6 protein-coding genes are annotated in these 15,127 nt (G+C 64.0%); all 6 read left to right on the top strand.

Translation table 11 applies throughout. The annotated features are described in order from the left end of the window. The first annotated feature begins 82 nt into the window (after nucleotides 1–82). The 6 genes from hutI to O7A61_RS03165 all read left to right on the top strand — a co-directional run bounded on the left by hutI (nucleotide 83) and on the right by O7A61_RS03165 (nucleotide 14,824). Complete coding sequence (hutI, locus tag O7A61_RS03190; protein WP_337128308.1) at nucleotides 83–1,315, top strand: imidazolonepropionase; 1,233 nt, start codon at nucleotides 83–85, stop codon at nucleotides 1,313–1,315. Beyond that, on the top strand, nucleotides 1,312–2,847 hold the full coding sequence (hutH, locus tag O7A61_RS03185) for a histidine ammonia-lyase (protein ID WP_337128307.1): 1,536 nt from the start codon (nucleotides 1,312–1,314) through the stop codon (nucleotides 2,845–2,847). Before hutI ends, hutH begins: the two co-directional genes overlap by 4 nt. Continuing rightward, nucleotides 2,844–3,659, top strand: a complete 816-nt coding sequence (gene hutG / locus O7A61_RS03180) for an N-formylglutamate deformylase (protein ID WP_337128306.1) — start codon at nucleotides 2,844–2,846, stop codon at nucleotides 3,657–3,659. The genes hutH and hutG overlap by 4 nt, the downstream gene beginning before the upstream one ends. A gap of 25 nt (nucleotides 3,660–3,684) precedes the next feature. Beyond that, nucleotides 3,685–5,358 (top strand): urocanate hydratase, encoded by a 1,674-nt coding sequence (hutU, locus tag O7A61_RS03175; RefSeq protein WP_337128305.1) that lies wholly within the window; start codon nucleotides 3,685–3,687, stop codon nucleotides 5,356–5,358. An 11-nt stretch (nucleotides 5,359–5,369) separates the two neighbouring features. Beyond that, a complete protein-coding gene (locus O7A61_RS03170) occupies nucleotides 5,370–5,948 on the top strand; it encodes a HutD/Ves family protein (protein WP_337128304.1) in 579 nt (192 codons plus the stop codon). Between the two features lie 287 nt (nucleotides 5,949–6,235). Beyond that, complete coding sequence (locus O7A61_RS03165; RefSeq protein WP_337128303.1) at nucleotides 6,236–14,824, top strand: GH36-type glycosyl hydrolase domain-containing protein; 8,589 nt, start codon at nucleotides 6,236–6,238, stop codon at nucleotides 14,822–14,824. The last annotated feature ends 303 nt before the right edge of the window (nucleotides 14,825–15,127 follow it).

Here is a 15,127-nt window from a genome sequence, read left to right as displayed (position 1 = left end):
CGGTCTCGTGTGCGATGATGACACTTGCAGTGCGTTTCAATATGTATATACATAATCGCCACCGATTGAAACGGAAAAGATGATGGCCGTAGAGAGCAAAAACCGGGCAGGGGGGCTTCGCCTGTGGCGCAATGCGCGTCTGGCGACCATGGCTGAAAATTCTGCCGGACTGGGTATCGTCGAGCAAGGCGCGCTCGCCGCGCGCGACGGCCGCATTGTCTATGCGGGTTCGCAATCCGAGATGCCGTCGGCGTTTGCCCAGGGCGAGATCATCGATTGCGAGGGCCGCTGGATCACGCCCGGCCTGATCGACTGCCACACCCATCTTATTCATGCCGGGAACCGCGCCAACGAGTTCGAGATGCGGCTGGCCGGCGCCACGTATGAAGAGGTCGCCAGGGCCGGCGGTGGCATCGTTTCCTCGGTCAGATCCTTGCGTGCCGCCAGCGAGGACGACCTGGTTGCCCAGACGCTGCCGCGCCTCGATGCGCTGATCGCCGAAGGCGTCACCACCGTTGAAATAAAGTCGGGCTATGGTCTCGATCTCGACAACGAGAAGAAATCGCTGCGCGCCGCGCGGCAACTGGGCAATGAACGCCCGGTGACGGTCCGCGCCACATGTCTCGCAGCCCACGCGCTGCCGCCGGAAGCCAAGGGCGACAAGGACGCTTTCATCGATCTCGTCGCCAAAACGATCCTTCCCGGCGTCGCCGCGGAAGGCTTGGCCGATGCCGTCGACGGGTTCTGTGAAGGCATCGCCTTTTCGCCCGAGCAGATGTCTCGCGTGTTCGACAAGGCCAGGGCGCTCGGCTTGCCCGTAAAACTCCACGCCGACCAGCTGTCCAACCTGCATGGCGCCGAACTCGCCGCCCATTATGGCGCATTGTCGGCCGATCATCTCGAATACACGGACGAGGCTGGCGCCATGGCGATGGCCAAGGCGGGGACAGTGGCGACGATCCTGCCCGGCGCCTACTACTTCATCCGCGAGACCAAGAAGCCGCCGATCGCCCTGTTCCGCCAGCTTGGCGTCAAAATAGCGGTGGCCACCGACAACAATCCCGGCACTTCGCCGCTGACCTCGCTGCTTCTGACCATGAACATGGCGGCGACCCTGTTCGGCATGACGGTCGACGAATGCCTTGCCGGCGTCACCCGCGAAGCCGCGCGTGCGCTGGGCCTGCTGGAAGAGACCGGCACGCTCGTATCAGGCAAATCAGCCGACCTGGCGATCTGGGACATCGAGCGTCCTGCCGAACTCGTCTACCGCATGGGCTTCAACCCGCTGCATGCCCGCATCTGGAGAGGACAATGACAGAACTGACGCTGAAGCCCGGCAATGCGACGCTGGCCGACTGGCGCGCCATCTACCGTGGCGCCGTGCCGAAACTGGACGGTGCCTGCCGCCCAAAAATCAAGGCAAGCGCCGAAGCTGTCGCGCGCATCGTCGCCAAGGGTGAGCCGGTCTATGGGATCAATACCGGTTTCGGCAAGCTGGCCAGCGTGCGCATCCCCGCCGAGGATCTCGAGACCCTGCAGCGCAACATCGTGCTTTCGCATGCCGCGGGCGTCGGCGAGCCGATGCCTGCTGCCGTTGCCCGGCTGATGATGGCGCTGAAACTTGCGAGCCTGGCGCAGGGCGCCTCCGGTGTGCGCCCGCAAACCATCGAGTTGCTCGAAGCGATGCTGGCCAACGACGTCATCCCGGTGGTGCCGGCGCAAGGTTCGGTCGGCGCCTCCGGCGACCTTGCGCCGCTGTCGCACATGACGGCGGTGCTGATCGGTGTCGGCGAATGCTTTACCCCGCATGGCCGCTTCCCGGCGAAGGTCGCGTTCGTCTCGCATGGGCTGGAGCCCGTGACATTGGGCGCCAAGGAAGGCCTTGCGCTGCTCAACGGCACGCAATTTTCGACGGCCTATGCGCTGGCCGCCCTGTTCGAGGCCGAAGTACTCTACCAGTCGGCGCTTGTCGCCGGCGCGCTCTCGACCGACGCGGCAAAGGGTTCCGACGCCCCCTTCGATCCGCGCATCCATATGTTGAGAAAGCATCGCGGCCAGATCGAGACCGCGGATGCGCTGCGCAATCTGATGGCCGGCAGCGCCATCCGCGAGTCGCACCGGCTCGGCGACGAGCGTGTACAGGATCCCTATTGCCTGCGTTGCCAGCCGCAAGTCATGGGCGCTGCGCTCGATGTCCTGCGCAAGGCCGCCGATACGCTCGAAACCGAGGCCAATGGCGTTACCGACAATCCGCTGATCTTCGCCGAGGACGACACGGCGCTCTCCGGCGGCAATTTCCACGCCGAGCCGGTCGCCTTCGCCGCCGACATGATCGCGCTGGCCGTCTGTGAGATCGGCTCGCTGTCGGAACGCCGCATCGCCATGCTGGTCGACCCCGCGCTGTCAGGCATGCCCGCCTTCCTGACGCCCAAGCCCGGCCTGAACTCCGGCTTCATGATCCCGCAGGTGACGGCGGCGGCACTTGTCTCGGAAAACAAGCAGAAGGCCTATCCGGCCAGCGTCGATTCCATCCCGACCTCGGCCAACCAGGAAGACCACGTCTCGATGGCCGCGCATGGCGCGCGCCGCCTGATTGGCATGGTCGAGAATGCAACGGCGGTGATCGGCATTGAATTGCTGGCCGCCGCGCAAGGGTGCGATTTCCATGCGCCGCTGGCCTCGAGTGCGGCGCTTGAAGCCGTGCGCAAGCTGGTTCGCGCCGAGGTGCCGCATCTCGACAATGACCGGCACTTCCACCCCGACATGGAAAAGGCGATCGCCATCGTACGTAGCGGTGCAGTCGCGAAGGCCGCGAGCGCCGTGGCGCTGCCGGGGATTGCGCGATGACACCTTCTTGGCTGACGATAAAACAAGGCACGGCGCCGCTTCTGGTGTCGATCCCGCATACCGGCATCGACCTCGCTGGGCTCGAAAACCGGCTTATCTCGCCATGGCTTGGTCGGCGCGATTGCGACTGGTGGATCGACAATCTCTATGATTTCGCCGGCGGTCTGGGCGCTACCGTCGTGCACACCGCGATCTCGCGCACAGTCATCGACGTCAACCGCGATCCATCCGGCGCCTCGCTCTATCCCGGCCAGGCAACCACCGGTCTATGTCCGACCGAAACCTTCGACGGCGATCCGCTCTATCGCGAGGGTGAAGAGCCGGGACCGTCGGAGATCGACGAGCGTCGCGAGAAGTTCTTTGCACCCTATCACGCGGCCTTGCAGGCCGAGATCGACAGGTTGCGCACCTTGCATGGCAAGATTGTCCTCTATGACTGCCATTCGATCCGATCGGTGCTGCCACGCTTGTTCGAGGGCACGCTGCCGGTGTTCAACCTCGGCACGAACGACGGCAGGAGCGCTGATCCGGCGTTGCAGGCGATGGTCAATCAGATCATGGCAGAAACCGGTGAGACCTTTGTCGTCAACGGACGCTTCAAGGGCGGCTGGATCACGCGCCATTTCGGCCAGCCGCATCAGGGCGTGCATGCGCTGCAGATGGAGCTCTCCAACCGCGGCTATATGCGCGAGCCGGACGGGAAGGGCACACCGGACAATTGGCCCGCGCCTTACGATGCCGCGTTCGCCGCGCCGATCCGCGCCACGCTGACGCGGATTCTCCAAACCGCCATTGACTGGGCCGGGCGCTGACGCGCCGCCTCATCCGAAAGGGACAATGATGACCGACCCCCGTCACAACATCCGCGAAGTGCGCAGCCCCCGCGGCGACAAGCTCAATGCCCGGTATTGGACGACCGAAGCGCCGCTGCGCATGCTGATGAACAATCTCGACCCTGATGTCGCCGAGAACCCCAATGAACTGGTCGTCTATGGCGGCATCGGCCGGGCGGCGCGTACCTGGAACGATTTCGATCAGATCGTTGCGTCGCTGAAGACGCTTGGCGAGGCCGAGACGCTGCTGGTGCAGTCCGGCAAGCCGGTCGGCGTGTTCCGCACCCACCCCGATGCGCCGCGCGTGCTGATCGCCAACTCCAACCTGGTGCCGCACTGGGCGACCTGGGAGAAATTCAACGAGCTCGATAAGAAGGGCCTGATGATGTACGGCCAGATGACGGCCGGCTCCTGGATCTACATCGGCACGCAAGGCATCGTGCAGGGCACCTACGAGACTTTCGTCGAAGCCGGCCGTCAGCACTATGGCGGCAACCTCAAGGGAAAATGGATCCTGACCGGCGGCCTGGGCGGCATGGGCGGCGCCCAGCCATTGGCCGCCGTCATGGCTGGCGCCTGCTGCCTGGCGATCGAATGCAATCCGGATTCGATCGATTTCCGCTTGCGCACCCGCTATGTCGACGAGAAGGCCGAGACGCTCGACGAGGCCATGGAAATGATCGAGCGCTGGACCAAGGCCGGCGAGGCGAAGTCCGTCGGCCTGCTGGGCAATGCCGCCGAGATCGTGCCCGAGATGTTCAAGCGCGGCATTCGCCCCGATATGGTCACCGACCAGACCTCGGCGCACGACCCCATCAATGGTTATCTGCCGAAGGGCTGGACGATGGCCGAGTGGCGCGAAAAGCGCGTCAGCGACCCCCGCGCGGTCGAGAAGGCGGCGCGCGCCTCCATGCGCGAGCATGTCGAGGCGATGGTCGCGTTCTGGAACGCCGGCGTGCCGACACTCGACTATGGCAACAACATCCGCCAGGTCGCCAAGGACGAAGGGTTTGAAAACGCCTTTGCGTTCCCCGGCTTCGTGCCAGCCTACATCCGCCCGCTCTTCTGCCGCGGCATCGGCCCGTTCCGCTGGGCAGCACTCTCCGGCGATCCAGAGGATATCTACAAGACCGACGCCAAGGTGCGTGAACTCACCCCCGGCAACACCCATCTGCACAATTGGCTGGACATGGCCCGCGAGCGGATTTCCTTCCAGGGGTTGCCGGCGCGCATCTGCTGGGTCGGTCTTGGCGATCGCCACCGATTGGGCCTCGCCTTCAACGAAATGGTGGCCAAGGGCGAACTCAAGGCGCCGGTCGTCATCGGTCGCGATCACCTCGATTCGGGTTCGGTCGCTTCGCCGAACCGCGAGACGGAAGCGATGAAGGATGGTTCCGATGCCGTCTCCGACTGGCCGCTGCTCAATGCGCTGCTCAACACGGCTTCGGGCGCGACCTGGGTATCGCTGCACCATGGCGGCGGCGTCGGCATGGGCTTCTCCCAGCATGCCGGCATGGTCATCGTTGCCGACGGCACGCCGGACGCGGCAAGGCGGCTGGAGCGCGTTCTGTGGAACGACCCGGCGACCGGCGTCATGCGCCATGCCGACGCCGGCTATGACATCGCGATCGAATGCGCCAAGGAGCACCAGCTCAATCTGCCGGGCATTCTCGGATAGCGGCTGACGTGATGCGTGTCCTTCGTGCCACCGATTACCGCGTCATGCCGTGGAAGAACGGCGGCGGTACGACGACCGAGATCGCCGTCTCGCCCGATGGTGCCGGGCTCGACGATTTCGACTGGCGCGTCTCGATGGCCCGGGTCGAACGCAGCGGGCCGTTCTCCAATTTTGCCGGCATCGACCGCACGCTGTCGGTGCTGGAAGGTGAGGGGATCGTGCTTGATGTCGCGGGCCGTCCGCCGCAGCGGGTGACAGCGGCTTCCCAGCCATTTTCCTTTCCAGCCGACCAGCCGACGAGTGCCGCGCTGATCGCCGGCCCGATCACCGATCTCAACGTCATGACCCGCCGCGGCCGCATATTGCATTCGGTCGAGCGTCTGGCGATTTCGACGCCTGCGGAAATCCCAGCCGAGGCCGGTCCCACCCTTATCCTTTGTCACAGAGGCCATGCCATTTTCCCCGGCGCCGCGCCTATTCGTGTCGGACCGCTCGACACCCTGCTGCTCGGGCCGGACGCCTCTGTCTTGCGGGTTCAGCCCGCACCGGATGCGACCCTTTTCGTGATCCGGATAATCGCTGCCGCCTGACGCGCTTCGCCCCAACGGTTACCGCCTGTTTCCAAACATGATCGCGACGCTGGCGAAATATAGCGTAAGCTGGCACTGGCATCACGAAAAAGCCCGAATCCTCTCCGTCGATCGATCCCGACGGGAGCGAGAGGCGCTCGTCTTTGAATTGGTCGAAAGATGACGCTCCGTCGTGGTGCGGAAATAAACTTTCGGCTTAGGGTTGATGCAACCGATTGCATTCGAACCGGTTTTAGGGCCATTGCCGTGGCGGTGACGCCGCTGAGTGCCCGCTTACGGAATTTTCAATGAATATTCAGACGAACCTAGCCCAGATCGAGAAGACAAGCGCGAGCTTCCCAGTCATCACGGAAGAGCCGATAAGATCCACATTCCTGCCGGAGGAACGGCTCCGGCTGCTTGGCGAAAGCCTGGCCAAGGGCGATCTGACGGATCTGTTCGGCCTGATACCATTCGACTTTCAAGCCCGTATCCGTGACAGCGCCAAGAAGATCCTCGAAGTCTACCGGTCTACCAATGCCGCGCAGGCGAGGGGCGAAACCATCACGCCGGCCGCGCAGTGGCTGCTCGACAACAACTATCTGATCGAGGAAACCATTTTCCAGGTCAAACGCGACCTGCCGCGCCGCTTTTACCGGCAATTGCCGACCCTGAAGCTGCCCGATGGCGGCACCGTGCCGCGCGCATTGGCGCTGGCTTGGACTTATGTCGCGCATTCCGACAGTTCCGTCTCGGCGACCATGTTCAAGTCTATCGTCCAGGGTTTTCAGTCGGTCGAACCGTTGAAGATTGGTGAACTCTGGGCACTGCCGTCCCTTCTGCGTTTCGTGCTGATCGAGAACCTCCGTCGCCTGGCGGTCAGGGTCAACCGCACCCGCCAGATGCGCCAGATCGCCAATGACGTGGCCGACAAGGTGCTGGCGACCGACGACAATCCGGATCGGCAGGCGATCCTCGCCAATTTCAGCGCGCATGCGCAGGACACCACCTTTGCCACTCAGCTTCTCTATCGCCTGCGTGACGGATCGCAGAACGCCGGCAAGGCGCTGGAGTGGCTGGAAGGCGAACTCGAGAAGACCGGCTCGGATGCCGAGGAAATCATCATTTCCGAGCACCAGACGCTGTCCAGCGGCAATGTGACCACCGGCAACATCGTCCGCGGCCTGCGCCTCATCAACGACGTCGACTGGACGGTGTGGTTCGAAGGCGTCAGCCGCATCGATACCGTGCTGCGCGAGCGCACCGATTTTGCCGCGCTCGACTTCTTCTCGCGCGATCAATACCGCACCGCGATCGAGGAACTGGCTCGCCGCTCGAACCTTTCGGAGTACCGTGTCGCCGAAAAAGCCATTGAACTGGCCGGCCACGCCGTCGGTGAAACCGCCCCGGAGAGCGGTGAAGGAGTGGACGCCCAGGTTGCATCCGCTCATACCGATGTCGGTTTTTACGTCGTTGGCCCGCGCCGGCTAGAACTGGAAAAGGCGATCGGTTACCGGCCCACGATCAGCCAGACGGTCAAGCGGACCTTCGCCAAGACCGGCTGGCTGGGCATCGTCCTGCCCGTCTTCGCGCTGACCGTCCTGCTGCTTGTCCTGTCCGGCAACGCCCTTTCCAATCTCGGCCTGTCGGTGCCATCGATCGTGCTGATGCTGGCTCTGTTTGCCGTGCCGGCCAGCGAAGGCGCGCTCGCTTTCTTCAACACCGTGGTCTCGCTGTTCCTTAAGCCGACCCGCCTTATCGGTTACGACTACAGGCACGGTGTGCCGCCCGAGGCGCGCACCCTGGTGGTCGTGCCGTCGCTGATCGGCTCGCGTGACGATGTCGAGGAAAACATCCGCAACATCGAAGTGCATTACCTTGCCAATCTGGCGGACGAGATCCATTTCGCGCTGCTTTCGGATTGGCCCGACAGCAAGATCGAGATCGATGCGGCGGACACCGAGATCCTAGACTTCGCCCGCGCCGAAATCGCCCGTCTCAACGCGCGCTATCCCTCCGACGGCGCGCCGCGCTTCTATATCCTGCACCGCCGCCGGCTCTACAATGCCGGTCAAGGGTGCTGGATGGGCTGGGAACGCAAGCGCGGCAAGCTGCACGAACTCGACCTCTTGCTGCGCGGCGACAGCGATACCACCTTCCTGCCGCTCGAAGTCCCGCTGCCGGAAAAGGTCGTCCATGTGATGACGCTCGACGCCGATACCCGCACCACCCGCGATGCGGTATCGAGCCTGGTCGGCAAGCTTTGCCATCCGCTCAACCGTCCGCATTTCGACGCCACGAGGCGCGTCGTGACCGCCGGTTACACCATCCTGCAGCCGCGCATCACCGCTTCACTCACCAGCGGCGACGAAGCCTCGTTCTTCCAGCGCGTCTTCTCGGCCAATCGCGGCCTTGATCCCTATGTCTTCGCTGTTTCGGACCTCTATCAGGACGTCTTCAGCGACGGATCCTTCACCGGCAAGGGCCTCTATCATGTCGATGCCTTCGAGGTCGCCTTGCAGGGCCGCATCGAGGAAAACACCATCCTCAGCCACGATCTGCTCGAAGGCGCCCTGGCGCGCGCCGCACTGGTCACCGACGTCGAACTGGTCGAGGATTACCCGACCCGCTACTCGGTCGATGCCTCGCGCCACCATCGCTGGGCGCGCGGCGACTGGCAGCTTTTGGGCTACATCTTTAATCCTCGTTCCGGCGTTCCGGCCTTGTCGCGCTGGAAGATGGTCGACAATCTGCGCCGCTCGCTGACGCCGATCTTTTGGGTGATGGCGGCGATCGCCGGCTGGACCTTGCTGCCGTTCACGCAGGCCGCGCAGTGGCAGGCCTTGCTGATCCTCAGCCTGTTCATGGCGCCGACCTTCGACGTGGTCAACGCCATCCTGCCCAAGAGCGGCGACCAGACGCCGCGCGGCCATTTCTCGGCGCTGGCGCGCGACGTCGCCTTCGGCACCGCCATGGTGGCACTGAAGATCGTGCTGATGGCACATAACGCCTGGATGATGGGCGATGCCATTGTGCGCACGCTGTACCGGCTGTTCGTCAGCCGGCAGAACCTCCTGGAGTGGCGCACCGCCTCTCAGGCGCACAAGGCGGGCGACAACGATGTCGGCTCCTATTATGGCATGATGTATGGCGCCGTGATCATCGGCTTTGTCGGCCTCGCCATTCCGGTGCTGGCCGATTCCACCGGTGCCTTCGTCGCCTTCTTCTTTGCCTTGTTCTGGATCGGTTCGCCAGCGATCGCCAGCTGGATCAGCCGCTCCGCCGAAACCGAGGACCGGCTGCGCATATCGCAAGCCGACATCCATACGCTGCGCACCGTGGCGCGGCGCACCTGGCACTATTTCGAAACCTTCGTCACGGCAGAACATCACAATCTGCCGCCGGATAATTTCCAGGAGAGCCCGGCGCCCGTCGTGGCGCCTCGCACCTCGCCGACCAATATCGGCGTCTACCTGCTCTCGGTCGTTTCGGCGCGCGATTTCGGCTGGATCAGCCTTTCCGATGCCATCACCCGCGTCGATGCAACCATGACGACCATCGAGAGCATGCCGCGCAGCCGCGGCCATCTCTTCAACTGGTACGACACCACGACGCTCAAGCCGCTCTATCCGCTCTATATCTCCGCTGTCGACAGCGGCAATCTCGCCGGTCACCTGGTGGCGGTGGCGGCGGCCTGCGCCGAATGGGCGGAAGCGCCTTCCGTCCACCTGCAGGGCGATTTCGAAGGCATTCTCGACACGGTGACCATCCTGAGCGAAAGCCTCGATGAACTGCCCGACGACCGCCGTCAGTTGCGCCCGTTGCGCCAACGGCTTGTCGATCGCCTCGACGGCATGCGGCGTGCCGTCGACACGATCAAGGCCCAGCCGGAAATGGCGTCGATCCGCACCATCAACCTGGCGGTGCTGGCCGGCGAAATCCGCAAGCTCGCCACCGCCATTCACACCGAGGCCGCATCACCGCAGAGTGACGTCATCGTCGACTGGGCGGCAAGGCTCGAAGCCACCTGCGAGGCGCACGTCCACGACGCCCACAGCGACGAAAACGCTGTCGAGGCTCTGCGTGCCAAGCTGCTCACCTTGCGCGAGCGCACCCGTCGTTTCGCCTTCGAGATGGAATTCGCCTTCCTGATGCGGCCGGAGCGCAAGCTTTTGTCGATCGGCTACCGGGTCGAGGAACATCAGCTCGACGAAAGCTGCTACGATCTTCTGGCTTCCGAGGCGCGGCTGACCAGCCTGTTTGCCATCGCCAAGGGCGATCTGCCAACCGAACACTGGTTCAGGCTCGGCCGCCCCATCGTCGAGATCGGCTTCCAGGGCGCGCTGATGTCGTGGTCCGGCTCGATGTTCGAGTACCTGATGCCGCCGCTGGTGATGAAGGAGCCGCAAGGCTCCATCCTCAACCAGACCAGCAAGCTGATCATCAAGCGCCAGATGCAGTACGGCCGCCAGAAGAACGTGCCGTGGGGCATCTCGGAAGCGGCCTACAACGCCCGCGACCGCGAACTGACCTATCAGTACACCAATTTCGGCGTGCCGGGGCTTGGGCTCAAGCGCGGCCTTGGCCAGAACACAGTAATCGCGCCTTACGCGACTATCATGGCGGCGCAGTTCAACCCGCGCGAAGCGGTGCAGAATCTGGCCCGCCTGCGCGAGATCGGCGCGCTTGGCCGTCATGGCTATTATGATGCGGTCGACTTCACGCCGCAGCGCGTGCCGGAAGGCACCAACCAAGCGGTCGTGCTGAACTACTATGCCCACCATTCGGGCATGTCGATCGCCGCCGTCGCCGACGCCATCTTCGAAGGTCGCCTGCGCGATCGCTTCCACAGCGATCCGGTCATTGAATCGGCCGAACTGCTGCTGCAGGAGAGGGCGCCGCGCGATATTCCGACCGCCACCGTCCGCACCGAGGCCGACGAGCGCTCTAAGGACGAGACCGAAACCGAGAGCCCCGATACCCGCATCGTGCTCGATCCCGTGCGGGCGCTGCGTTCGACCAATGTGATGTCGAACGGCCGCTATTCGGTGATGGTGACCGCGACCGGCTCCGGCTACAGCCGCTGGGGCGATCTTTCCGTCACCCGCTGGCAGCCCGACCCCGTCGAGGACCGGCTTGGCTCCTACATCTTCCTGCGCGACGTTGCCACCGGCGACTGGTGGTCGGCGACATCGGAGCCCAGACGCGCCGCCGAGGAAAAGACGCAAACCTTGTTTTCCGACGACAAGGCGAGCTTTGTCAAAACCGCCGGCACGCTGCGCTCCGAGGTGGAATGCATCGTTGTTTCCGAGGGCAATGGCGAGGGCCGCCGGATCACGCTCTACAATGAGAGCACGTCAGACCGTCACATCGAAGTGACGTCCTTTGCCGAGCTGGTGCTGGGCTCGGAGGCTTCCGACAACGCGCATCCGGCTTTCTCGAAGATGTTCGTGGAAACCGAGATCGCCGCCAACAATGGCGCGATCTTCGCCACGCGCCGCAAGCGCGAAACCAGCGAGCCCGATGTCACCCTGGTGCATTTCGTCACCGATCCATCGGGACCGGCGCGTGATGCCGAGGCCGAGACCGACAGGCGCGCCTTCATCGGCCGTGGCCGCACCATCGTCGATGCCGCCGCTTTCGATCCAGGCGCCAGGCTGGGTGGCCATTCCGGCTTCACGCTCGATCCCATCGCCTCGCTGCGCCGTCAGGTGCGCGTGCCCGCCAACAAGAAGGTATCGCTGACCTTCTGGACAGTCGTCGGGGCCAACCGCGCCGAACTGGAAGAGGCCATAAGCCGGCTCGACCATCAGGAGAGCTTTGCTCGCCAGGCCATGCTTGCCTGGACGCGCAGCCAGGTGCAGACCCGCCATATGGGCCTCAGCCTGACCGATGCGGCCAATGTGCAGAAACTGGCGCGCTATCTGATCTATCCCGACCCGTTCCTGCGGCTGCCGGCCGAGTCCGTTGCTTCCGGATTGGGCAAGCAGTCGAGCCTGTGGCCGACAAGCATTTCGGGCGATTACCCGATCTTCCTGGTCAGGATCGGCGACGTTGCCGATCTGGAGATCGTTGCCCAGGCGTTGCGCTTCCAGGAATATATGCGCACCCGCGGCATGATGATCGACTTCGTCGTCGTCAACGAGCAGGCTTCCTCCTATGTCCAGGATCTGCAGCGCGCGGTCGAAACGCTTTGCGAAAACAGCCGCTTGCGTGGCAAGGAACTCGGACCCCGCCAGCACATTTTCGCGGTGCGCCGCGACCTGATGGAGGAAACCACCTATAAGACGCTGCTCGCCGTCGCCCGGGTTGTGCTGCATACGCGCAATGGCACCATCTTCGACCAGATCGAACGGGCCGAGGCGGCCGCACTGCAGGCACGCGATGGCCTGCAGCCGGCAGGGCTGCCAGGCCCGCGCGAAATTCCGGCGCCCGCACCGCAGATGCATGCATTTGCCTCGCAGGCGGGGGCCGATGTCAGTGCCGATGGCTCCGGCCTTAGCCAGTGGAACGGTTTTGGCGGCTTCGACGGCGACGGGCGGCACTATGTGGTGCGCCTGACTGGCGGGCGCACCACGCCGCAACCGTGGATCAACGTCGTCTCCAACGCCTCGTTCGGCTTCCACACCTCGGCCGAAGGTGCTGCCTTCACCTGGAGCCGCAACAGCCGCGACTACCAGTTGACGCCATGGTCGAACGACCCGGTTTCCAACCGGCCGGGCGAGGGGGTCTATATCTATGATCAAGCCAGCGGCAAGGCGTTCTCGCCGATCGCCGCGGTGGTGCGCGATCCCTCGATGACCTACGAAGCCTGGCATGGCCAGGGCTTCTCGACCTTCCGCTCGAAGCGCGGACCGTTGTCGATGGACCTGACCCATGTCGTCGATCCCATCGATCCGGTGAAGATCACGCGGCTGCGCATCCAGAATTCCGGCCCGGTACCGGCCCGGCTGCGCGTTTACGCCTATGCCGAATGGGTGCTTGGCGGGCATCGGTCGCGCACCGCGGCAACTATAGTGCCGTCCCGCGACGGTGCCACCGGCGCGCTGCTGGCGCAAAATCCCTACGGGCTCGATTTCAGCGAGCGGGTGGCCTTCCTCGCCGCCGACACCGGCGTCCACTCGGTGACATCAGACCGGGCCGAGTTCCTCGGCCGGCACGGGTCCAGCGAGTTGCCGCAGGCGGTGCTGAGCGGCGCGGCTCTCTCAGGCCGCGTCGAGGCCGGTGATGATCCTTGCGCGGCGATCGCCCGCGACATCGAGATTCAGGCTGGCGGCGACGTCACGCTCATCTGGCTGCTTGGCGATGCCGAGTCTTCGGCGCAGGCGAGCGCGCTGGTGCAGAAGCATCGGGGCAAGGATTTCGACCAGCGCCTGGCCGACAATGAGCGCGAATGGCGCGCCTTCCTCGACACCATCCAGGTCGAGACGCCCGATAAGGCGCTCGATGCCATGGTCAATCACTGGCTGCCTTATCAGAGCCTTGCCTGCCGCATCCGCGCCCGCTCGGCTTTCTATCAGGCAAGCGGCGCCTTCGGCTTCCGCGACCAGTTGCAGGACACACTCGCCTTGCTGGCGCATGATCCCACGCTGGCGCGCGACCAGATCCTCAACGCCGCGCGGCGGCAGTTCCCGGAAGGCGACGTGCAGCATTGGTGGTTGCCGCGCACCGGCGCCGGCGTGCGTACCCTGATCTCCGACGACGTGGTGTGGCTCGCCCACGCCACGGCCCGCTATCTCTTGGTGACCGGCGACGCCACCATCCTGAAGGAACAACTGCCTTTCCTCGACGGACAGGTGCTGGGCGAAGGCGAGCACGACGCCTTTTTCACCCCGGAAATCTCGAAGAAGACGGTGTCGCTGTACGACCACTGCGCGCGTGCGCTCGACCTCGCCATCAAGCGCAGCAGTCCAGCCGGCCTGCCGTTGATTCTCGGCGGCGACTGGAACGACGGCATGAACCGTGTCGGCGAGCACGGCAAGGGCGAGAGCGTGTGGCTGGGCTGGTTCCTGCTGAAGACGCTGGGCGACTTCGCCGCGGTCGCCAGGACCGAGGGCGACACCAAGCGCGCACAGGCCTGGACAAAACATGCCGACGCGCTGAAGCGAGCGCTCGAAAGCACGGCATGGGATGGCGAATGGTACCGGCGCGGCAGTTTCGATGACGGCACGCCTTTGGGGTCGCGTACATCGCAAGAGTGCAAGATCGACTCCATCGCCCAGTCCTGGAGCGTGCTTTCGGGCGAGGGCGACCCGGCGCGGTCGACCACCGCGATGCAGCAGGCGACGAAGCTGCTCGTCGACGATCATCTCAAGATCGTCAAACTGTTCACTCCACCCTTCTCGAAGACGCAGAAGGACCCCGGCTACATCAAGAGCTATCCGCCTGGCGTGCGCGAGAATGGCGGCCAGTACACCCATGCCGCCACCTGGTTCGTCATTGCGCTCGCCGAGATGGGGCAGACCGATGAAGCCTATCGCTGCTTCTCGATGCTGAACCCGGTCAACCACGCGTTCGACGAGGCGTCGACCGAGCACTACCGCGTCGAACCCTATGTAGTGGCGGCCGATATCTATGCCGGGGACGACAAGGGTGGGCGCGGCGGCTGGACCTGGTATACCGGCTCGGCGGGCTGGCTCTACCGGGCGGCGGTCGAAGGCATCCTGGGCATCGAACGGCGCGGCAAGCAGATCACATTCCGGCCGAAGCTGCCCAGCCACTGGGATGGCTACCAGGCTTCGCTCAAGATGCTGGGCGCCGACATCAAGGTCCAGGTCGTTCGCGACAAAAAGGCCAAGACGATCTCGCTCGAAGTCAACGGATCGAAGACAAAAGCGGCGTCCTTTGAACCCAAAGCCGGCGGCCAGACCGAGGTCGTGGTCAAGATACCAGCGTAAAATCAGCAGGTTATGTCAGAAGCGCGCGCGTCCTTCCGGACGCGCGCCGCCGCGTCCTGTTTACTTGCGCGCGATCTGTGGGGCGTCCGCCAAAGACGCGCGAAACCGACCGTGCAAGCTCGCGGTGATTAAAAATGTGGCAGTGCTCCGCTGCTGCCACGATTTTGCCGCAAGGCTGACATTTCACCTTTTATCTCAAACCGTTAGGTGATCACGTCAGATTTCGTATCGTCGTCATCTTTTGTTCGCTAAACGGGAACGGAAACGATAGACGGGCATTGTTTTGCGACGCATCAACCGTTA

This window comes from Mesorhizobium sp. Cs1321R2N1 (assembly GCF_037179725.1).
Taxonomy (GTDB): Bacteria; Pseudomonadota; Alphaproteobacteria; order Rhizobiales; family Rhizobiaceae; genus Mesorhizobium; species Mesorhizobium salmacidum.
This window is presented reverse-complemented; position numbering and strand designations above follow the sequence as displayed.